This window comes from Paenibacillus sp. LjRoot153 (assembly GCF_964253085.1).
Lineage (GTDB): Bacteria > Bacillota > Bacilli > Paenibacillales > NBRC-103111 > Paenibacillus_E.
This window is the reverse complement of the sequence record NZ_CAXUQH020000001.1, coordinates 6,583,730-6,604,301: the sequence shown is the minus strand read 5'-3', so window position 1 is coordinate 6,604,301 and position 20,572 is coordinate 6,583,730. Positions and strand designations below refer to the sequence as shown.

Below are 20,572 nucleotides of genomic sequence, written 5' to 3'. Positions count from 1 at the left end.
TCCCCCCCACAGCAACTTTAACTGGAAAAACTCCAGCTATTTTTGGGGATTTTGATTGTTTTTGGTATTTAAATGGAAAAACCCCAGTTAATTTCGCTTAAATCCCTCCTTGGGAAGGAAATGACCGAAATTAACTGGAGGAAATACAGTTATCTTATAAATTTACCGAAATGCTCCTTAATTAGCTGGAGAAAACTCTTAGGCCCCCTAATGAAACTGGAGTCTTCCTACCCATTTTATTAAAATAGGGATAAGGGAGATGATCCGGTATGGGAAAAAGATTGAAGCAAGAAGAACGTCTGAAAATTGTTAAAGAAGCATTGGCTGGAGTTAAGGTTGGGGTGTTAGCTCGTATGTACGACATTCATCCTGAGACCATTCGCGAGTGGGTTAGGGAGCACCGTGACTCCATTCCACAAGAAGAAATACCTATGGCGGACGAGCATTTGCAAGAGCTTCAAAGGCTACAAGAAGTTGAAGAGCGCTATGAAAAGGCCTGTAAGGTGCTTGGTGAAAAGGAACTAGAAATTGAGATTTTACGTGAGCTGCTAAAAAAGAAGAACCCCGCTTATCTGAAAAATTTGAAGTAGCAGATCTATTTATTAAGCGGGGAAATTCAACTGCAAAGGTTCTGCGCATACTTGGATTGTCTGAATCCACATACTATGATCGGAAAAAGCGATCTGCACAATCTAGGCCGATATGCCCGACAAATGCTGTAATGGGACGCCCCGTGCCTGGTTACTCGCATACAGAAACAGGTAATAAGGTTAGTGATGAACAAATCAAAGAGTGGCTTCTAGAGCTTCTTGAAGGCGAGGAACATGTCTACGGCTATAAACTTCTAGCACAATGCATTCGCAACCAACATGGCGTGAGACTGAACAAAAAGAAGTCGTATCGCTTGTGTAAAGAGCTAGGGATCCTTCAAAAACAACGCAAACGAATTCAGACACATCCCCGTAGATTAGCGAAAAATAGATCCATAACAGGGCACAACCAGCTCTGGCAAATGGATATTAAGTATGGCTATGTCATTGGACTGGAACGTTTCTTCTATGTACTCAGTATTATTGATGTGTTTGACCGCGTCGTTGTTGGGCAATACAAAGGTCCGATTTGTGAAGCCAAACATGCCGTCCAAACATTATGGAACGCAATACAGAGCCGTATAACGGCTAGTGAGGAATTACCAGTCGTTCGAACGGACAACGGGCCTCAATTCATTAGTAAGTTATTTCAAGACACCTGTGAGAGCCTCGATTTGGTACATGAACGCATACCGCCAAAGACTCCGAACCTTAATGCATTCATCGAGTCTTTCCATAGCCTCTTAGAACGTGATCTCTTCAGTCAAAGAGATTTTATGACCTTTGATGAAGCGTACAAGAAACTCGATGACTATATGGATTTTTACAATAATCGTAAAATGCACGGTAGTTTGAGATTAATGCCTCCAAGCAAGTTTTCAGAATGGGTAAAGACACTGGAAGACTCTTCGGCATTTCATAATTCCATGTAAACGCTCGAAATAGTGAGCTTTTCTAAGAATGCACAATTACTGTAGGCTAAGACTCCAAATTAAGGGGGCCTAGCCGAAAATGCAGTTATTTCGTGAAATTGCACAAATACGCTTATCCCACTCTTCACTCAGCAGTTTCCCTATTCAATCCAGAGAGAATAAGTTGAGAGAAGAATGAACTGCGTGATGAGAGAAGAAGAATGGATTGAGTAATGAGAGAAGAATGAAATGAGTAAAGAGTGAAATGAGTAATGAGATAAATGAGTAATGAGATAAATGAGTAAAGAATCAAATGAGTAAAGAATCAAATGAGTAAAAATGAATGAATGATGATGCCGGAGTGGTATTCATCTAAGTGGGGAGTGAAATCGTCATGCTGCGCATTGACTTGAATTGTGACATGGGCGAAGGCTTCGGCGCCTATCGCCTCGGCCGTGATGCGGAGCTGCTCGACTACGTCAGCTCCGCCAACATCGCCTGCGGGTTCCACGCAGGCGACCCCGCAACCATGCGCAGCACAGTTCAGCTGTGCTTGCGCAAGGGCGTTGCGATCGGGGCCCATCCGGGCCTCCCCGATCTGCAGGGCTTCGGCCGGCGCGAGATCGCGATCACGCCGGCAGAGGCTTACGAGCTGACATTGTATCAGCTCGGAGCGCTGCAGGCGTTCGTCCACGCCGAAGGCGGACGCCTGCAGCACGTCAAGCCGCATGGCGCGCTCTACCACATGGCCGCGAAGCGCCATGAGATAGCCGCCGCGATTGCGGCTGCAACGGCCAGCGTCAGCACGGAGCTGACGCTGTATGGCCCGCCCGGCAGCGAGCTGCTGCGGGCGGGCACCGCCGCGGGGCTGCGGACCGCGAGCGAGGCTTTCGCGGACCGCAGCTACCAGCGGGACGGCTCTTTAACGCCCCGCGATCAGGCGGGGGCGCTGCTTGAGAGCGCCGCCGAGGCTGCGACGCAGGTGGAGCGGCTTGTCCGCGAAGGGAAGGTTCTCTCCATCACGGGAGAGGAACTGAGCATGCGCGCGGACACGATCTGTATCCACGGCGATGGGTTGCACGCCGTGGAGTTCGCGCGCGATATCCGCGCGCTGTTAGAGCGAGGCGGCATCGCAGTGATGCCGCTGGAGACCTAGCGAATTCACTAGGTCTTTTTTTACTTATCCCCCAAACTTGACCCCTCACAAGGAAAGAATCCCTATAACTATTCTTTCACTTGAGACCTGCTCAGCAATATGAGTAAATAGATATGTAGCCGGCCGGCTTCCATGCCTTCGGAAAGGAGTGATCAAGGTGATTACAACGCAAACAGAGGTGATCTCTGCGTAAGCAGAGATCACTGTTCCAAGCGGGGGCCACTAGGCCCTCGCATAATTTTTACGAACGAGTAGACAGCGAGAAGCTTTTTACATATAATGAGAATTGTGAACACAAAGTGAACACAACAATAAACTACGGTGAAGGGAGTGCTTTTTAATGAACACAATGACAATGACAGTAGCGATGAATGTTGCGGCCGCCGCAGAGGTACTCGTCTCCTAACTGAATATCATTCGTGGAATAACCGTTCACCTGAATTGTATAATTGCATATACAACCGACAGGCACGATTATGATCGTGTTTTTTTTATTCCATTTTTGAGAATGGTAGGAGGTTAAGGGGCGATGAAGATACTCTCTGCAAATCAGTCAAAGTTAAGCTTTGCACAATTTGAGGAGGTTTTCATCCATGAGTTATAAGAACGGGAAAGATGTTCTTCCCCCTAACCTATTAAAACAATTACAAGAATATATCCAAGGCGAGATCGTGTATATCCCTAAGAAAGAGCAGAAACGTGCAGGCTGGGGAGAAAATAACGGCACTCGCATCATTATTGAGCGGAGAAATCGTGAGATTTTCCGGTTGTATCAGACGGGTTCGACAGTGTTGGAGCTGATCAAGGTGTTTCATTTGTCCGAAGACAGTATCCGCAAAATTATTGTTAAAACACGTGAATTAACAGCCAATCAGGCATAGCAGCAGCATCCATCGTGATGCTGCTTTTTTTTTTTTGTAGGAAATCCTAGTTTCCATGCCGAAATCATTCATACAGCGGATGTAAATGTTTAGGAGGAATAGAGAGATGATATCTGTATTTGTATATGGCACGTTACTGGTGGGGGAAAGCAATCATTTTGTGGTCTCTCCGTATTTATTGGAAGTGCAACCTGGCGCGATCCATGGACGTTTATATGATGTAGGACCTTACCCTGCGTTAGTTCGTACAGATGATGAATATGTGGTTGAGGGAGAGTGGATTGAAGTTACCGAAGAGGGGTTGGCTGCCATGGACATTTTGGAAACGTACTACAGTCCAGGTCATACGGATAATGAATACGAGCGAATTTGGGTAAAAGATGCCATCGGAGAGAAAGAAGGTTGGGTATATTGCTATCCTGATCCGCGTGGACTTCCAGTTATTCAAGGCTCCTCTTGGAAATCTCATCTGCACAATAAGAAGGCGTGATTTTATTCGAGTTTTTCCGACATTCTCCTATCTTGGCCTCAGATATGATGCTATAATTAATACTAATTTATGGACTCGAGGAGAGAGAACATGTCAGCTTACAAAATTTTGCTAGCCGACGATGAATTGGCACTTCGCTTTCTTCTGACGGAGACGTTATCTGATGAGGGATACGTCATCACGGAGGTTGAGGATGGTCAACAAGCGATCGAGCAGCTCAGCAAGGAAGCCTACGATTTAATTATTCTGGATTATATGATGCCGGAACGCACGGGCGTAGAGGTTTGCTCTTGGTTGAGACAAAGTGATAATGTGAATAAGGACTTGCCAGTTATTCTACTGACAGCCAAAGCGCTGGAGAAAGATAAAGAGAAAGCGAAGGCTGCGGGTGTCACGACATACATTGTAAAGCCCTTCAGTCCACTTCAATTATTAGATACCATCGGGCAGCTATTGCAACGCCAGGTTGAATAAGGATGCACTAGGATCAGTTAGATTAAGCTTATAAAGGGTGATTGTCTGCTATGAGCCATAGGAATATAGAGAGATCCAAAGATTCAGCTTCAGAATCCGATCGAGATGCAAGAATCCTTAAACAAGGAAGAAAGCTGTTTATTCGTGAATTTGACAAGCAACTGCAGCAGTTGCAGTCCTTGCTGACAGCGGTTCAGGTGCAGCCAAATCTAGAGGATTTGCAACAATGCTATCGGATTGCACATACATTCAAAGGTAGTGCGCCTGTCTTTGGTTATATGAGAATTGGTAAACTGGCGGAAGACATGGTGCGGAAATGGGAATGGACTCTAGCCATTGAGAAGCAGGATCATGAGTCGCTCTTGTCGACGAGCCCGGTATATGAAAGCATTGAACGAACGGTTGAATTATTGCTTGAATTGAAAATGGAGCTGGATATCGGCTTAACGGAAATTCAGATGGATGAGGAGAACGATCCTGTTACAGGCTCGATGCTTCGAACTCTCAAAAGTCGTATTTTACTAGTAGATGATGACGATGCGCTTCGCTCTTATTTAACTAGACGATTGCAACTGGATGATTGTATCGTTGATGAAGCCGCTGATGTAGAGTCAGCAAAAAAAATACTGCGTGAGCATACATATGATCTTGTTACGCTAGATCTTATGATGCACCCACAGTCTGGCTATGAGCTATTTGATTTTCTAAAAGAAGATCCTACTCTGAAATGGCTGCCGCTTATCGTGTTATCTGGACGTGATGATATCAGCGATAAAGTTCGTTGTTTCCATTTAGGGGCCGATGATTATGTGACCAAGCCATTCCAATATGAGGAATTGGCTGCGCGCATCTACGGTCTGCTCAAGAGGACCCGAAATTTTGAACAGCTGGCTTTCCGCGACCCGCTGACAGGTGTGTTTAATCGCCGCTATTTTGATCTGCAGATTGGATTAGAGCTGCAGCGCATTGAGCGCTACCCAGCGCCAATTTCTCTCGTGTTTATCGATATTGACAGCTTCAAAAGTGTTAATGATACGTATGGACATCACGTAGGTGATTTGGTGCTCCAAGGCTTGGCTCATCTGATGCAGGTCAATCTGCGTTCGACAGATTTATTGGCTCGTTTTGGCGGCGAAGAGTTTGTAATCGCACTTCCGAATACGACTGTGGATCAAGCTAGGTCTATCATGCAAGATATTTTAGATAAAGTTCGAGTGAAGCCCGTTGCACAGAATGAGGGTCAAACGTTCTCCATTACGTTCTCAGCTGGAGTAGCTGAATGGCAGGTAGGGATGACGGTTGCGGAGTGGGTAGCGAAAGCGGACGATGCGATGTACCAAGCGAAGCAGCAAGGCAAGAATCGCGTTGTTCTGGCCGACTTAGAAGATGAGGGTGCACAATTTACGAAGCTGGTTGCCCATGCGAATGCCCAGCTGCAGAAGAAAAAGCTCTTGATCGTTGATGATGATCCGATTCTGAGAGCGATTCTGATCTCGCAATTGGAGCACTTGCCGATTGTTATTACGCAGGTTTCTGATGGTGAAGCAGCATGGCAACTGCTGTGTGATCAAGCCTTCGATGCTTGTATTTTGGATGGCATCTTGCCTGGACTTGATGGATTTACCATCTTGGAGAAGATCAAGACGGATGCGAATGCGCTCTCCAAAGATTTGAAGATACTGATGCTTTCTGGTAAGAAGAAGGAAGCGGATGTGGCGAAAGGTCTGCAAATGGGAGCCGATGATTATATGACGAAGCCATTCTCACTCGTGGAGTTGGAGAATCGCGTCAAACAGTTAATGAAACTTGTCTAGGAAAGGAGGGGCTATGTCCTCTCCTTTTTTTGTTTTTGCTCCCTTAAGAAAGTTGTCTGTGGTTCAATTTACCTTGAAGGAGGTTTGCGACTCCAGCACTTTCTGATACAGTAGAATGATATACGAAGATACACATGAAGGAGCAAGATGAATGTCGGATAAAGACAATCTGGTACGTTTTGGAATTTCAATGCCGCAGTCTCTAATCGAGCAATTTGATCGGTTGATTGCCTTACAAGGGTATGATAATCGCTCGGAGGCGATTCGTGATCTGGCGCGCAAGGCGCTTTTGACCTCAAGCAGTATGGAGCCAACTGAAATGGTTGCCGGTACAATTGTCATGGTATATGACCACGATAGCCGTGATTTACCGATCACGCTAATGGATCTTCAGCACGACTACCATCATGCCATTATTTCAACGATGCATATCCATTTAAACCATAAGCAATGCTTGGAAATACTCGTCGTTCGCGGTGAAGTGCAGAAGCTTCGAGAGCTGCAGCAACGCATACAAGTGTTAAAAGGTGTTGCCTACGCAGAGCTGTCTGTTACACATGTGGACGAGCATGGTCAAAGTCATGGACACAGCCATCATCATGGGCATCATCACGTTCACGATAAGGCTGAGACGGATTAGTGGAATTCGTAGTTCGTTTGTATTTTTGCTAAAATAAAGGATATGGAGGTGCGTTATGTCAGAGAAGAGATGGTTCTCTTTGGAAGAAGCCAATTATTTATTGCCATTTGTTGATCAAGAACTGAAGAAGATGCAAGCCTTGAAGCGTGAATTTGAGGACAAATATATGGAGTTACGCCATAAGAAGAATGAATACGCTTCGATGCCCAGCTCGGAAAAGGATCCCTTTTTCGTCATGGAAGCAGCGTTGGAATTTCTTCAAATTGAAGCGCGTGGACTCATTCAAAGCTTTCAAAAGACAGGCATTGAGCTAAAAGATATCGATACGGGACTTGTTGATTTCCCAGCAGTCATGAATGGACAAGAAGTGTTGCTTTGTTGGAAGCAAGGAGAGGATCAGATTCGTTATTATCACGGAGAGCAAGATGGGTTTGCTGGCCGTAGACCGATAGCGGATTAGAGGGATATTAATGACGAGATTATTACTACAACAACGAACTAAAATGTGGTTCCTGCGACTGCCAGTAGGCTTAATTGCTGTGTTAGCGATCATGTTTATGAGTGCTCTCCTTGCGCCCCAATCAGTCTCTGCACATGCCTCATTAGTTGAAGCGACACCAGAAGCGGGAGCCAAGCTTGAAAGCTCGCCTGCTGTGGTGTCCGTCACGTTTAATGAACAATTAGACAGCGGACTCTTTTATATTAAGGTATATGATCATAGCGGAGCTGAGATAACGAATCGCAAAGCGATAATGAATAAGGATCAGATGGGGATCAAGCTGGATTTGCCGAAGCTGGCAGAAGGCGTGTATTTGATTAGTTATCACGTCATTTCAGCAGATGGTCATCCTGTGGGTGGAAGTTATCCGATCACGGTCGGGAACCCGCCTCAGGAGGATTTGCTCGATGTACCATCCGCTCATACGGGACACGATCACAGTGCAGGGCCGCTGACGACCAAGGGGTTGCTGCAATACGCCTCCCGTGGTTTATGGTTTCTTATGCTGTTGGCCTTGACTGGTTGGGCATTCTGGTTAAGATTGGTGAGAACCCAAGGTGAAGAAGCTCAGAAATCGGTCTCTACCTGGTCGCTCAATCTTCAACGCGGACATATTGTTGCCTTATTGCTGCTCATTTTCACTCATATAGAGGATCTTTTGGGCGGCGGCGGTGTGGATGAAATATGGCAGCTGCTAAGCGCGACGAATATTGGAATTTCTTGGGTACTGCTTCTCGTATTATCATTCCTAGGTTTTGTTTTGCTGGGCAGGGCGGCATGGTTGGATGTGGCTTGGGCCTTGGCCCTTTTGGCAGTCAAAAGCTTCAGCGGCCACGCAGCTTCCTTCTCACCTCTGTGGGCGACGATTGGGCTCGATTTTATTCATCTCGTAGCCGCAGCTTGTTGGGTTGGCGGATTAATTTTGCTGTATGCGAAATGGCGTCATAACAAGACGGGGCTCGGTAGTTATATGCAAAAGTTTTCCAAATTCGCATTGATTTCGATCCTTGTTTTAACCGTTTCAGGGATCCTTTCTGTCTTGCTATTTTTACCGAATCTGCGTTATTTAACGTACACAACTTGGGGGATCCTCTTGCTTGTGAAAGTAGGCGTGGTGGTGCTTGTCGCCGTGTTGGGGTTCGTAATTCGACTCTTCCTTCGCAAAAAGCAAGTGAATCAATCGATCGTCTGGGTGAAACTAGATCTATCCCTTATGGTCATCATTGTTGTGCTTGTCGGACTGCTTACGTATATGGCACCCATTCCTTCTAATGAGCCGCTTCAGTGGCATCAGATGGGAGAGAAGGTCCATGTTTCGGTCGATATTACACCTAAAATTCCGGGCAATAACAGCTTCGTCGCTAAGGTATGGCTGCCTGAAAAATCAGGTCAACCTAAGCAGGTTCTCTTGATTTTGCATAATAAGGATGATGAGCAGATTGCACCGATCTCTATTCCGTTAACGATCTATAAAGATACGAAGGAAGAGGAGTCCTACGGTTTTGCTAAATTTAGTTATAAATCGGAAGGGCCATATCTGCCATTTAGAGGCAATTGGGAGCTAGAAATGCGCGTCATGGATACCGAAGATAATGAGACGGTGTATACCAAAGACTTCATTGTGTATTAAGCCTGAGAAGGCAGATTAGATAAGCGAGGAGGATGACGATGGCTTGGGTTCAAATTCTAGATAAAGACCATCTTTCCGTTAAACTCGATGACAAAGATGATTCCGCTCTAATTGAAGTCAATGACGGCGGCATTTCACCGAACTATGTGACGATTCGACTGAATGAGCAAGAAGTGGATGAGTTGATAGAAGCCCTCCAACGCATCAAGCAATCGATGCAATGATGGTAAATGGTTAAGAAAGAACCTTCCCCCGAGACTGAACGAAAGTCGGAAAGGGAAGGTTCTTTTTGTTTGCATGTAGGTAGTCGCGTTAAAACAAGCTCCAGTCGAACTCCTGCGAAAGGATGCCAAGCAGATGTACACCAGCAGTGCTGTTGCCTTTACGGTTCAGTGAGGGTCCAACGATGCCGATACCGTATTGTCCTGGCACCATCGTCAGGATGCCGCCGGACACGCCGCTCTTCGCAGGCAGCCCGACATTCATGGCAAATTCACCGGAGGCATTGTACATCCCACAGGTAAACATGAAGGTCTTGGCGATTTGTACGAAGCGCCGCGGAATAAGGCGTTGTTTGCGAATCGGATCTACGCCGTTATGAGCGAGTACGAGGGCCATTCTGGCAAGATCCGTGCAATTCACCTCGATGGAGCAGTGGCTGAAGTAGACACGAAGGACTTCGTCTACTTCTTTATCCAAGACACCGTTATCTTTAAGGAAATAAGCTAAGGAACGATTGCGATGAGCGGTATCCGACTCGGATTTGAACACGTTTTGATTAATGGAAAGCGAAGGATTATCCGCAATATCCCTGAAGAAATGAAGAATACGATCGACCTGTTCATCCGTGTTATTCCCTGCAATTAAAGAAGAGATCGCAATCGCTCCTGCATTAATTAGCGGATTGAAAGGGATGCCTGGCTCGATAAGCTCGAGCTTCAGCATCGAGTTGAAGTCATCGCCAGTCGGCTCCATCCCAACTTTGGAGAATACAACGTCTTCGCCATTATCCATAAGTGCAAGTATAAGTGAAAAAACTTTCGAAATACTTTGTAAGGTGAAGCGAAAGTCAGAATCACCTGACATGATGGTTTTCCCTTCGCTATCCATAATGCATATACCGAGAATATCTCCAGAAGCGTTAGCTAGCTCAGGGATGTAGGAAGCGACATGACCATCCGACGTATGCGTTTTGCTAACAGCAACCCATTCGTCGATGTGAGTGTGAAGCTCCTTCCAGGTTTCATCGTGCTGTTGGTGAGACATGGTGAAGTCAGTCCTTCCTCTTCTCTAGGCTTTCCAAGCTTGCGGATGATTGTCGCTGATGAGCTCTGTTGCTGCTGCATTTGCAATTACTTGTTCTGGGTTTTTACAGCCTGGAATAACAGAAGTTACTGCATCATGCTTTAAGCACCAAGCCAATGCCCATTTCGCCATGTCCATGCCTTCAGGCACTTCATTTTGCTGAATGCGCTGAACGTCTTCCAGCTTCTGTTTGACACTTTCCGCATCGTGACGATGACGAACGTCCGTGTTACTAAATACAGCGCCTGGCTTATATTTACCGCTTAAATAGCCGCTGGCAAGAGGTACACGTGCGAGTACACCAAGGTCTTGATCGATACAAGATTGGAATACCTGATCTTCCGGCGCGCGGTCCAGTCGATTGTAGACAACTTGAATCGCTTTGGCATTCACTTTGCTTGAAGCCGCGGTCTGATGAATATTGGCATTGCTGCCGATCGAGGTGCCAAGGTGACGGATTTTGCCAGCTTGCACTTGTTTATCAAGGGTCGTCCATAGATCATCATTATCGAATAAAGCATCAGGTCCAGAATGGAATTGGTATAAGTCAATATAGTCCGTATGTAAAGCTTGTAGAGATGCGTCAAGTTGCTTAATGACGGCTTCGGCGCTAAACTCATCAGTTCGTGTGAATAAATCATGGAAATGATGGCCGAATTTCGTCGCTACAACCCACTTATCGCGATCGCGGCGGGATAAATAATTACCGATAAATGACTCGGAGAGGTGATCACCATAGCATTCTGCCGTATCAATTAAGTTGATACCAAGCTCTGCTGCTTGATCCAGAATAGCGTCCGCTTCTGCTTGTGTATAGGTTAATCCCCACTCACCGCCGAATTGCCAAGTGCCAACACCAACGATGGAAACTTTCAGGTCTGTTTTGCCAAGTCTACGATATTTCATGTCGAGCACTCTCCTTATTAGGTTATCCAAATTCATTATACAACAACATTTTATTTATTTTATCTTAATGTAAGCTTTCCATAAATGGGTTACGGTGTAAATAGAAATAATTTAAGGCGAAAGGATGTTGGTTCTATTGATCAAAAAATATGTGCTAAGCCTATTGAAAGAATGGGTGCCTACTATAGCATTTGCTATTATTATTGCGCTTGTAGTTAATACGTATGTTGCGCAAGCGATGACTGTTCCAACAGGATCCATGCTGCCAACTATTCAATTACAAGACGAGCTGATTGTTGAGAAAATGAAGCCATTAACCGACTTTGAATTCGGTGATATTGTTGTGTTTTGGCCGCCAATTGAGGGGAATGAGGACCGCTATGTGAAGCGTCTGATCGGACTGCCTGGCGATACGATCGAGATCAAAAATGGTGCTCTTTACAGGAACGGAGCCAAGGTAGACGAGCCTTATATCCAAGCACCTATGACATATACTTTTCATCAAGTAACTGTGCCTGAAGGGAAGTATTTCTTCTTAGGCGACAATCGCAATGACAGCTATGATTCTCATTTGTGGCCAGTGACACCTTTTGTAGCTGAAAAGGATATTATCGGCAAAGCCGTATTTCGCATTTTCCCGCTTAGTCAAATGGGGACAATTGAATAACATTAAAAGAAGCTCCCGACCTCATTTAGAGGAAGGGAGCTTTTTCTTGCATTAAGCGAGATGAGGTGATACTTGGTTCTCTTCAGCGTCGCCTTTATTTTTCTTCTTGCGCTCGGAAAGTTTGATGTTCCCAACGAATAGCGTAAGGACCGCGCCGAGTAGCACGAATACCAGTCCGTAGATAAACACTTGATGAAGAGAGGAGACAAGCGCATCTTTAATGATTGGCAATTTCTCCACTAATTCTTTTGGCAATTTGGCCATTGCCTCTGGACTTAACAGGGAGGAATAGAGAGTTTGCGGGTTCTTATGGATCATATCAATTAATGGACTCCCTACTTCCGCGGGAAACTGTTTCACTACTGGCTCTAGGTTTTGTTCAAGCAAAACTGTTGATTTATGATTCATAATAGCGCCGAGAATCGTCATCCCGAAGGTACCACCGATTTGACGGAAAAATTGGCTGGAAGACGTTACCACACCAAGCTCTGATTTCGGGAAGCTTTCTTGTAAAGCGAGTGTCAGAATTGGCATGACAAGACCCATTCCTAAACCAAGTAGAACCATGTAGCTGGATGCTATCAACTTCGTCGTAGAAATACCCATTGTGCTAAGGAAAACAAAGCCAACAGCCATAACAATCATACCGATGAGCATTTGTCTACGAACACCAATCTTATCAATTAATTGGCCTGAAACGACGCTGGCAGCAATCATTGTAATCATGAGCGGTGTCATGACGGTTCCAGAAGCTGACGCGCTAATACCGACAATCCCTTGCATGAAGAGAGGAACGAACATAATAGCACCGAACATTCCTACCGCCATCAGGAAGCCTACGCCGTTAATGGTGGAGAAGGTTCTATTTTTGAACAAACGAACAGGAAGGATTGGCTCTTGTGCTTTACTTTCAATGAATACGAAGGAAACTAATGACACGACAGCTAGTGCGAACAGACCAATAATCTGCCATGAGCCCCAAGCATACTCACTACCGCCAAACGTGAGAGCAAGAAGTAAACTCACTACACCGACAATCATCGTGACGATACCTGGGATATCAAACTTAACTTTCCCTACTGATTTATGCTTCGGTAAAGCAATAGAAATCAGAATAACAGCTAGAATACCAACAGGCAGGTTAATGTAAAACACCCAACGCCAGTCCCAAGCATCTACGATCCAGCCACCGACTTGCGGCCCGATAACGGAGGATAAACCGAAGATCGCTCCGAAAACACCTTGCCATTTGGCACGCTGTTTACCAGTGAATAAATCCCCAATAATAATCATGGCCATCGGCATCATGATACCACCGCCAAGACCTTGCAAACCGCGGAACAAAATAAGTTCAGTCATATTCTGAGACATTCCGCAAAGCGCTGAAGCAACGATGAAGATAATAAGTCCTGTTACATAGATGACGCGGCGGCCCATTAAATCAGCCAGTTTACCAGCGATAGGTACGATAACGGTGGAAGTCAGCATGTAAGCTGTCGTTAACCAAGTCATCAGCCCAAGTCCGCCGAATTCACCGACGATACGCGGCATTGCTGTTCCTACGATCGTACCGTCCAAAGCCCCGAAGAGCATAGCAATGATCAAGCCGGTGAGGAGGAGTCCCCTATTTTTGAGCTCAGGTGCAGCTTCTTCCGAGAGATCCTTTGGATCTGCTTTTTGAATACTTACCATCTGTATCACTCCTTTGATGTAATAAAATTAATACGATGAGGTGAATTTTTCGAACGCACTTACGAAGACATGAAGTTCATCTGAGGGAAGCTGTGATAAGCCGCGTGCAATCACTTTCTTCTGGACATCGTTAGCTTGAGCGAGGACTGCGCTGCCTTCTGCCGTATTTTCAACCAGAACAATTCGGCGATCCGTCTCATGATGCTTACGTATAACGTGTCCACTTTGAACAAGCCGGTCAATCATGACCGTAATCGCACTTGGTTTAACGCCCAATTTATCGGCCAGATGAGATTGTTTTGGTGTCTGTTCCTTCGAAATCATCGCTAACATGAATAATTGAGGAGCTGTTAACTCCGAATTCAATTCTGAGAGGACTCTTTGCGTTATTTTGCGATGAGCCAGTTCAAATGTTGTGCGGAAGCGATTGGTATAGTCAGTCAATTCATCTTCCAAGTGATAACCTCCTTGCAAATTGTTAGAATTGTCTAATAATTAAACAATATAATAATTAAATCAAATAATATTTAAATTGTTTAAGTAAAATATAAACCTGTCAATGGATGAAGTCAATAGGGTGTTTCTGAAAATTTCAGAAAACCAAGGAGTGATGTACTTGCATATCCTTTGTATCTTGCATATAATAACTGGTACATATACGTGGAAATGCTTTGACGGAGAAGAGTACGCAGTGCTTCTTGACAGGGAGGGAAAGCCGATGATTGAGAGCTGGCCCCGAGAATCAGGCTGTGGAAGTTCACTCCCGAGCAGTCCTTTGAACAGAAGCGCGAAGCGGCTTCTCAGTAGAGGGAACCGGACACATCGTCCGTTATCTGGAATGAAGTGAGACTCGTTTATTTGTCAACTGGACATAGACGAATCTAATTAGGGTGGTACCACGGCTTTTCGTCCCTTGCGAGGGAGCGGAAAGTCTTTTTTGTGTTTTCATAAAGGGCGGTTCAGAGGCCTAATTCAGGAGGGATTTCGATGAAAGAGCGGTTAGAAGCTTTGAAGCAGGAAGCGCTGCAGGAGCTAAGCGGCGTAGGAAGTCAGCAGGAGCTGAACGATTTAAGAGTTAAATATTTAGGTAAAAAAGGACCATTAACCGAGGTTCTTCGTGGCATGGGCGCTTTAAGCGCAGAAGAAAGACCGGTCATCGGCCAAGTGGCGAATGATGTGCGTGCAGCGATTGAGGCTGTTATTGAAGAGAAACAAGCAGCTTACACGAAGCAAGAAACAGAGAATAGACTTCGTGCGGAAATGATCGACGTTACATTGCCAGGACGTCCTTCACAGCAAGGTGCTGTGCATCCTCTAAGCAAAGTCATTCAAGAAATTGAAGACATTTTCATAGGGATGGGTTACACCGTTGCGGAGGGTCCAGAGGTTGAGCAAGACTATTACAACTTCGAAGCGTTGAACCTGCCGAAGGATCATCCGGCTCGTGATATGCAGGATTCGTTCTATATTACAGAAGAAATTTTGATGCGCACGCAGACATCCCCTGTTCAAGTAAGAACAATGGAGAAGCGTAAAGGTGAAGTTCCGATCAAAATCATTTGTCCAGGCAAAGTCTACCGCCGCGATGACGACGATGCGACTCACTCTCACATGTTTCAACAAATTGAAGGTCTGGTCATTGACCGCACTGTGCGGATGAGTGATCTCAAAGGGACATTGCTTCAATTCGTACAAGAAATGTATGGACCAACGACGAAAATTCGTATGCGCCCAAGCTTTTTCCCCTTCACAGAGCCGAGTGTTGAGGTCGATGTGAGTTGTGCGATGTGTGGCGGCGAAGGCTGCCGTACGTGTAAGCAAACAGGTTGGTTGGAAATTCTCGGAGCGGGAATGGTTCATCCGCGAGTTCTTGAAATGGGTGGCTATGATCCGAAGGAATACACAGGCTTCGCATTCGGTATGGGTGTTGAGCGTATCGCTATGTTGAAATATGGCATCGAAGATATTCGTCATTTCTATACGAATGATTTGCGTTTCTTAAAGCAATTTTTACATGTGTAAGCATTAGGAAAAGGAGGGTATCAAGCATGAAAGTTTCTTATCAATGGTTATCGGAATATGTTGACGTATCAGGTTTCACAGCCGAAGAATTAGCTGAAAAATTAACCCGCAGCGGTATCGAAGTGGATATCGTCGAGGATCGCAATAAAGGTGTATCTAACGTTGTTGTCGGGTTTGTAAAATCCCGTGAAAAGCACCCTGATGCCGACAAACTTAGCGTTTGCGTGATCGATGCAGGGCAAGGGGAAGACTTGCAAATCGTGTGTGGTGCCAAAAATATTGATGCTGGACAAAAGGTTCCTGTCGCGATGATCGGCGCTGTCCTTCCAGGCGGACTGGAAATCAAACGCGCTAAGCTGCGTGGCGTGGAATCACAAGGTATGATTTGTTCCGCGAAAGAGCTAGGGCTTAACGACAAATTGCTTCCAAAAGAAATTCAAGAAGGCATCTTGGTGTTGCCTGAGGATACGGAAATTGGCCAATCAATTCTAGATGTATTGGCGATTAGCGATAAAGTCATGGAGCTTGACTTGACGCCAAACCGCTCCGATTGCTTGAGCATGCTCGGGGCTGCTTACGAGATCGCGGCGATCCTTGGCCGCGAAGTTAAGCTGCCTGATGCGGAAGCTGCGCTGCAAACGGCAGGAGCTGCCGGCGTGAAGGCTGCGGACCGCATCAGCGTGAAAATCACAGCGACTGAGCAGTGTACGCACTACGCAGCTCGCCTGATCGAAGGCGTGCGCGTGGGCACTTCTCCGCTGTGGATCCAGAACCGCTTGATGGCTGCGGGCATCCGCCCTATCAACAACATCGTCGACATCACGAACTTCGTGATGTTGGAATACGGCCAGCCGCTTCACGCGTTCGACTTGGAGCAGCTGAATAACGGACACATCGATGTACGACTCGCTGAAGCTGGCGAGAAGCTCGTTACGCTTGACGATGTGGAACGTACCCTTGAACCGCACATGCTGCTCGTCACGGACGGCACCAAGCCTGTTGCAATCGCTGGAGTTATGGGCGGAGCCAACTCCGAAGTGACTGACGGAACTTCGCGGATCCTGCTTGAATCCGCAAAGTTCGCTGGCAGCTCTGTGCGCCGCACATCGCGCCAGCTAGGTCTGCGTTCCGAAGCGAGCCTTCGCTTCGAGAAAGAAGTGAACCCGGAATCGGTGATTCCGGCACTAAACCGTGCTGCTGCGCTGATTGCGCAATACGCAGGTGGTAAAGTCGCTGACGGCATCGTAGAAGCCGTTAGCGGAACCCACGAGTCGGTCAGCATCGAGCTTGCAGCTGACCGCGTGAACAACTATCTCGGCACAGCGCTTTCCTTGACCGAGATGGGGCAAATCCTTTCGCGCTTGCACTTCACATTCGAGCAAGCTGGCGAAGGCAAGCTGCTCGTGCATGTGCCGAGCCGCCGCGGAGACATTACGCGTGATGTCGATTTGATCGAAGAGGTCGCACGCCTCTTTGGTTACGATAACATCCCAACAACCTTGATGACCGGTGTTACGACGCCAGGGTCACTATCCAAAGAGCAATCCATCCGCCGGATTACACGGAATATCTTGACGCAAAGCGGATTGAATGAAGTGATTACGTATTCCTTCACAAACCCGCGTTCACACGGTGGCGCAGGTGCAGAAGTGAATCCACAAGCGCAAGTAGATGCTATTCCTGGTCTATACCCGACTGCGAAGCCAATTTCACTAGCGATGCCGATGAGCGAAGACCGTAGTCAGCTGCGTACTAGCTTAGTTCCACATTTGCTTGATGTTGTTAGCTATAATCGTAATCGTACGATGGATGATGTCGCCATTTTCGAAATTGGCAAAGCATTCATTACTGACGAAGCAGCACTTACGGCTCTGCCGCAAGAAAAGCTGTTACTGTCTATCGTACTGACAGGCAAACGTCGCCAAGCGCACTGGGCTCAGAAGTCAGAAGCTGTTGATTTTTACGACATCAAAGGGATTTTCGATCGTTTAGTTGGGTACCTTGGAATTAAGGGACTGACATACACGTCAGCAGCACCAGAAGGCTTCCACCCAGGTCGCACAGCAGAGATCTCAATTGTTTCCGCTGAAGGTCCGAAAGTCATTGGTCGTGTAGGTCAACTACATCCGACTGCGCAACAACAGCGTGATCTGGACGACACTTATGTGCTTGAAGTTGAACTATTACCTATCTTGGAAGCGGCAGGCGAAGAGATTGTTTATAAGTTGCTACCTCGCTATCCGTCAATCGGGCGTGATATTGCAGTTGTAGTGAATGCAAGCGTCCCAGTTGGACTTATGGAGCAAGCGATCTCCGAGGTTGCAGGTGAATTGTTGGAGTCTATCCAGGTATTTGATATCTATACGGGAGAGCGCCTTGGTGCTAATCGTAAAAGCGTAGCAATCGCACTTGTGTACCGTCATGCAGACAGAACTCTGCTTGATGAAGAAGTAACTGAACTCCACGCCAAAGTTGTGACAACACTTGAACAACAATTTGAGGCAGAGTTAAGAAAATAGTGTAACTTTCCTTATAGTTTGCAGGAATATAGGCTGGTCTTATCGAAATTATTCTCGATAGGGCCAGCCTTTCATCTTAAGGGAGGATTTAAATTGACTATTGAAGATAAAACAAGAATTACTGTTGATATATATGGACACCAATATAAGCTCAAAGCTGATACAAGCACCAATCATATGAAGCGAGTGGCGGAATATGTAAATGACCAAATGTTTCGTATTGCCAAAGGTTATCCTCGTTTGGATTCGCAACGGATCGCTGTTTTGGCCGCAGTAAACATGGCTGATGAGTGCTTCCGAATGAATGAAATTTTGGAAGAGCTTAGCAAAGTGCAGAAAGAGCAGGAAGCGACTAAAATCGCCTACGAGAAACTTACAACACGGTATCATGAATTGAAGCAAGAAGATGACAGAAACCAAGCCTTACTTGCTGAGCAAAACGGGAAGCTGGAACAAATCTCAGAACTTGAAAAGCAACATAAACAAGAAATTATAAAAGTAAAACAAGAACAAGAACAATCGAATCAGCAAATGCTGCAAATGAAACAGAAGTATGAACTTGGGAAGCAGCAGTTAGACCAAGCCAAGCTGCAACTCGAACAAACGAAACAACAGCAGGTTCAAGCTAAGCAACAGATTGATCAAACTAAACAACAATACGATCAAGCGAAACTACAGATTGATCAAGCGAAACAACAACAAGAGCAAGTTAATAAACAAATAGATCAAATCAAGCAACAGCTTGATCAGGAGAAGCGCCAAAGCGTACAAGTTAAACAGCAGCTTGAGCAAGAAAAACAGCTCCATCAACAAAGCAAGCAACAGCTTGAGCAAGCACAGCAGCATAAATCGCAACAGCTTCTGAAATTAACTGAACAGCATAAAGTTGAGTTGGCTGCCATCGCGGACACGCATCGCAAAGAAAATGAAAGTCTGAACCAACTGCTTGAGGAAGAAAAACAGCTCCATCAACAAAGCAAGCAACAGCTTGAGCAAGCGCAGCAGCATAAATCGCAACAACTTCTTAAGTTAGCTGAACAGCATAAAATTGAGTTGGCTGCCATTGCGGACACGCATCGCAAAGAAATTGAAAGTCTGCACCAACAGCTTCAGGAAGAGAAGCAATCACTTATCCAGCTACATCTGCAAGATAAAGAAAACGCAGAACTTCAGCATCAAGATGCATTGGCATTAATATCCATGCAAAGCGGTTCTGATATCGACGGCATCCATAAGCAGTACCAAGCACAAATCGAATCTATAACCGCGCAGCACCAGGAAGTACAAGCTTCCATGGTACGAGAACATCAATCCCAACTTGCGGCTTTGAGACAAGAGCATCAATTCGCTATGGAGACAATTACAGACGGGCATCAAGCTGCAATAGCACTTTTGTCAGAGGAACAACAAATTGCAATCGCGATCTTGACTGAAGAACAACAGGAAGCAATCGCACTTATGACAGAAGCTCATCAAGCAGAATTAGTAGCTATTTCAGATAGTCATCTCAATGAAATTGAAACAATTTCAGAAGAATACCAATCGGAGTTAACAGCAATTACTGATAAACTGCAAAGTGAATTAGCAAATCAAATTGATGAGCACCATTTCGAGATTGCTTCTTTGACAGAAAATCATCAAAATGAGATTGCTTCTCTCACAAATCAACACCAAATCGAACTGAAAGCAATTTCTGAGAACCATCAAAATGAACTGCATGCAATTTCGGAGCTACACCAAAATGAGTTGAGTTCAATATCAGAGAAACATCAAAATGAATTGGAATCGCTCTCTAAGCAACACCGAGATGAATTATCGTCGAACAATACCAAAAATCATAACGAAATAGCAGCCATCGTACGTGGCCATCATGCTGAGATTCATGTGATAAAACAGAAACATCAAGCTGAGTTAGAAGTTGCAGTAAGCACTCATCAAGAGGATATCGACTCGCTCGCGTTGTTATATCAGGAAGAAGAAGAGGCTAAAGCTCGACGGTTTGAAGAGGCGAAGGGTGATCTAGAAGGTCACTATCAAAAACAACAAGCATCGTTCCAACAGCAGCTTGAGGAGCAGAAGGCAACGATCATTCAACATTATCAAGGGAAAATTGAAGAATTACTTGCACAAATGCAGACAGAACGAGATACACGAGCTCAAGAGTTTGAAGAAGAAAAAGAACTTATTTGGGCTCAAGCTCAGCAGGAAAAGGAAGAGCTTCTACAGCTGAGTATGAATGACGAAGCTCAACAAGAAGAACTTCACGCGGTCAAAGAGGAATACCGGAAATTGCGTGAAGAATATGCTAAGCTTCAAATCGAATACAACGAATGGATTGAGCTTGTAGAAGCTGATAGTCCAATTGGGTAGCCCAAA

The 20,572-nt window shown here is 45.6% G+C and carries 19 protein-coding genes and 1 other annotated feature; of the genes, 15 read left to right on the top strand and 4 right to left on the bottom strand.

The window, feature by feature from the left end; genetic code table 11:
- Window positions 1-269: 269 nt before the first annotated feature.
- The 11 genes from ACSQ8P_RS28475 (at window position 270) to ACSQ8P_RS28425 (ending at window position 9,309) form a co-directional block, all read left to right on the top strand.
- Complete coding sequence (locus ACSQ8P_RS28475; protein ID WP_436233700.1) at window positions 270-590, top strand: transposase; 321 nt, start codon at window positions 270-272, stop codon at window positions 588-590.
- Between the two features lie 11 nt (window positions 591-601).
- On the top strand, window positions 602-1,522 hold the full coding sequence (locus ACSQ8P_RS28470) for an IS3 family transposase (protein ID WP_436239432.1): 921 nt from the start codon (window positions 602-604) through the stop codon (window positions 1,520-1,522).
- A gap of 373 nt (window positions 1,523-1,895) precedes the next feature.
- Window positions 1,896-2,657 carry a LamB/YcsF family protein gene (locus ACSQ8P_RS28465; RefSeq protein ID WP_436238273.1) on the top strand — a complete coding sequence of 254 codons (762 nt, stop codon included), beginning with the start codon at window positions 1,896-1,898 and terminating at the stop codon, window positions 2,655-2,657.
- 593 nt (window positions 2,658-3,250) lie between these two features.
- Entirely contained in the window at window positions 3,251-3,538 is a 288-nt protein-coding gene (locus tag ACSQ8P_RS28460; RefSeq protein ID WP_028556449.1) for a CD3324 family protein, read from the top strand.
- A gap of 106 nt (window positions 3,539-3,644) precedes the next feature.
- Window positions 3,645-4,028 carry a gamma-glutamylcyclotransferase family protein gene (locus tag ACSQ8P_RS28455; RefSeq protein WP_436238272.1) on the top strand — a complete coding sequence of 128 codons (384 nt, stop codon included), beginning with the start codon at window positions 3,645-3,647 and terminating at the stop codon, window positions 4,026-4,028.
- Window positions 4,029-4,118: 90 nt separating this feature from the next.
- On the top strand, window positions 4,119-4,502 hold the full coding sequence (locus ACSQ8P_RS28450; protein WP_436238271.1) for a response regulator: 384 nt from the start codon (window positions 4,119-4,121) through the stop codon (window positions 4,500-4,502).
- Window positions 4,503-4,552: 50 nt separating this feature from the next.
- A complete protein-coding gene (locus ACSQ8P_RS28445; protein ID WP_436238270.1) occupies window positions 4,553-6,316 on the top strand; it encodes a diguanylate cyclase in 1,764 nt (587 codons plus the stop codon).
- Between the two features lie 151 nt (window positions 6,317-6,467).
- On the top strand, window positions 6,468-6,956 hold the full coding sequence (nikR, locus tag ACSQ8P_RS28440) for a nickel-responsive transcriptional regulator NikR (protein ID WP_436238269.1): 489 nt from the start codon (window positions 6,468-6,470) through the stop codon (window positions 6,954-6,956).
- 55 nt (window positions 6,957-7,011) lie between these two features.
- Window positions 7,012-7,416 carry a DUF2203 domain-containing protein gene (locus ACSQ8P_RS28435; protein WP_436238268.1) on the top strand — a complete coding sequence of 135 codons (405 nt, stop codon included), beginning with the start codon at window positions 7,012-7,014 and terminating at the stop codon, window positions 7,414-7,416.
- A gap of 10 nt (window positions 7,417-7,426) precedes the next feature.
- Window positions 7,427-9,085, top strand: coding sequence for a copper resistance CopC/CopD family protein (locus ACSQ8P_RS28430; RefSeq protein ID WP_436238267.1), 1,659 nt, complete (start codon window positions 7,427-7,429; stop codon window positions 9,083-9,085).
- 38 nt (window positions 9,086-9,123) lie between these two features.
- Window positions 9,124-9,309: a hypothetical protein gene (locus ACSQ8P_RS28425; protein ID WP_436238266.1), complete on the top strand. Its 186-nt coding sequence runs from the start codon at window positions 9,124-9,126 to the stop codon at window positions 9,307-9,309.
- Window positions 9,310-9,397: 88 nt separating this feature from the next.
- On the opposite strand, the gene glsA is transcribed toward ACSQ8P_RS28425, so the two are convergent.
- Both glsA and ACSQ8P_RS28415 read right to left on the bottom strand, forming a co-directional pair.
- The gene (gene glsA, locus ACSQ8P_RS28420) at window positions 9,398-10,351 is read right to left on the bottom strand and encodes a glutaminase A (RefSeq protein ID WP_436238265.1); all 954 of its coding nucleotides are present in this window, start codon (window positions 10,349-10,351) and stop codon (window positions 9,398-9,400) included.
- Window positions 10,352-10,375: 24 nt separating this feature from the next.
- Window positions 10,376-11,296 carry an aldo/keto reductase gene (locus ACSQ8P_RS28415; RefSeq protein WP_436238264.1) on the bottom strand — a complete coding sequence of 307 codons (921 nt, stop codon included), beginning with the start codon at window positions 11,294-11,296 and terminating at the stop codon, window positions 10,376-10,378.
- 136 nt (window positions 11,297-11,432) lie between these two features.
- Between ACSQ8P_RS28415 and lepB the strand changes: the two genes are divergently transcribed.
- A complete protein-coding gene (gene lepB, locus ACSQ8P_RS28410) occupies window positions 11,433-11,963 on the top strand; it encodes a signal peptidase I (protein WP_436238263.1) in 531 nt (176 codons plus the stop codon).
- 51 nt (window positions 11,964-12,014) lie between these two features.
- On the opposite strand, the gene ACSQ8P_RS28405 is transcribed toward lepB, so the two are convergent.
- Both ACSQ8P_RS28405 and ACSQ8P_RS28400 read right to left on the bottom strand, forming a co-directional pair.
- Complete coding sequence (locus tag ACSQ8P_RS28405; RefSeq protein ID WP_436238262.1) at window positions 12,015-13,655, bottom strand: MDR family MFS transporter; 1,641 nt, start codon at window positions 13,653-13,655, stop codon at window positions 12,015-12,017.
- Window positions 13,656-13,682: 27 nt separating this feature from the next.
- Window positions 13,683-14,111 (bottom strand): MarR family winged helix-turn-helix transcriptional regulator, encoded by a 429-nt coding sequence (locus ACSQ8P_RS28400; RefSeq protein WP_436238261.1) that lies wholly within the window; start codon window positions 14,109-14,111, stop codon window positions 13,683-13,685.
- A 206-nt stretch (window positions 14,112-14,317) separates the two neighbouring features.
- Window positions 14,318-14,572: a binding site (T-box leader), on the top strand.
- Window positions 14,573-14,642: 70 nt separating this feature from the next.
- On the opposite strand from ACSQ8P_RS28400, the gene pheS reads away from it, so the two are divergent.
- From pheS to ACSQ8P_RS28385, 3 genes are all read left to right on the top strand, one after another.
- Complete coding sequence (gene pheS / locus ACSQ8P_RS28395) at window positions 14,643-15,677, top strand: phenylalanine--tRNA ligase subunit alpha (protein ID WP_436238260.1); 1,035 nt, start codon at window positions 14,643-14,645, stop codon at window positions 15,675-15,677.
- 26 nt (window positions 15,678-15,703) lie between these two features.
- On the top strand, window positions 15,704-18,196 hold the full coding sequence (gene pheT, locus ACSQ8P_RS28390; RefSeq protein ID WP_436238259.1) for a phenylalanine--tRNA ligase subunit beta: 2,493 nt from the start codon (window positions 15,704-15,706) through the stop codon (window positions 18,194-18,196).
- 93 nt (window positions 18,197-18,289) lie between these two features.
- Window positions 18,290-20,566: a hypothetical protein gene (locus ACSQ8P_RS28385; protein WP_436238258.1), complete on the top strand. Its 2,277-nt coding sequence runs from the start codon at window positions 18,290-18,292 to the stop codon at window positions 20,564-20,566.
- The last annotated feature ends 6 nt before the right edge of the window (window positions 20,567-20,572 follow it).

Coding starts and splice junctions, on each gene's coding strand:
- ACSQ8P_RS28435 (WP_436238268.1), top strand. CDS start 7,012: ATGTCAGAGAAGAGATGGTTCTCTTTGGAAGAAGCCAATTATTTATTG.
- ACSQ8P_RS28460 (WP_028556449.1), top strand. CDS start 3,251: ATGAGTTATAAGAACGGGAAAGATGTTCTTCCCCCTAACCTATTAAAA.
- nikR (WP_436238269.1), top strand. CDS start 6,468: ATGTCGGATAAAGACAATCTGGTACGTTTTGGAATTTCAATGCCGCAG.
- ACSQ8P_RS28430 (WP_436238267.1), top strand. CDS start 7,427: ATGACGAGATTATTACTACAACAACGAACTAAAATGTGGTTCCTGCGA.
- ACSQ8P_RS28465 (WP_436238273.1), top strand. CDS start 1,896: ATGCTGCGCATTGACTTGAATTGTGACATGGGCGAAGGCTTCGGCGCC.
- ACSQ8P_RS28425 (WP_436238266.1), top strand. CDS start 9,124: ATGGCTTGGGTTCAAATTCTAGATAAAGACCATCTTTCCGTTAAACTC.
- ACSQ8P_RS28445 (WP_436238270.1), top strand. CDS start 4,553: ATGAGCCATAGGAATATAGAGAGATCCAAAGATTCAGCTTCAGAATCC.
- pheS (WP_436238260.1), top strand. CDS start 14,643: ATGAAAGAGCGGTTAGAAGCTTTGAAGCAGGAAGCGCTGCAGGAGCTA.
- glsA (WP_436238265.1), bottom strand. CDS start 10,351: ATGTCTCACCAACAGCACGATGAAACCTGGAAGGAGCTTCACACTCAC.
- ACSQ8P_RS28455 (WP_436238272.1), top strand. CDS start 3,645: ATGATATCTGTATTTGTATATGGCACGTTACTGGTGGGGGAAAGCAAT.
- pheT (WP_436238259.1), top strand. CDS start 15,704: ATGAAAGTTTCTTATCAATGGTTATCGGAATATGTTGACGTATCAGGT.
- ACSQ8P_RS28415 (WP_436238264.1), bottom strand. CDS start 11,296: ATGAAATATCGTAGACTTGGCAAAACAGACCTGAAAGTTTCCATCGTT.
- ACSQ8P_RS28405 (WP_436238262.1), bottom strand. CDS start 13,655: ATGGTAAGTATTCAAAAAGCAGATCCAAAGGATCTCTCGGAAGAAGCT.
- ACSQ8P_RS28475 (WP_436233700.1), top strand. CDS start 270: ATGGGAAAAAGATTGAAGCAAGAAGAACGTCTGAAAATTGTTAAAGAA.
- ACSQ8P_RS28450 (WP_436238271.1), top strand. CDS start 4,119: ATGTCAGCTTACAAAATTTTGCTAGCCGACGATGAATTGGCACTTCGC.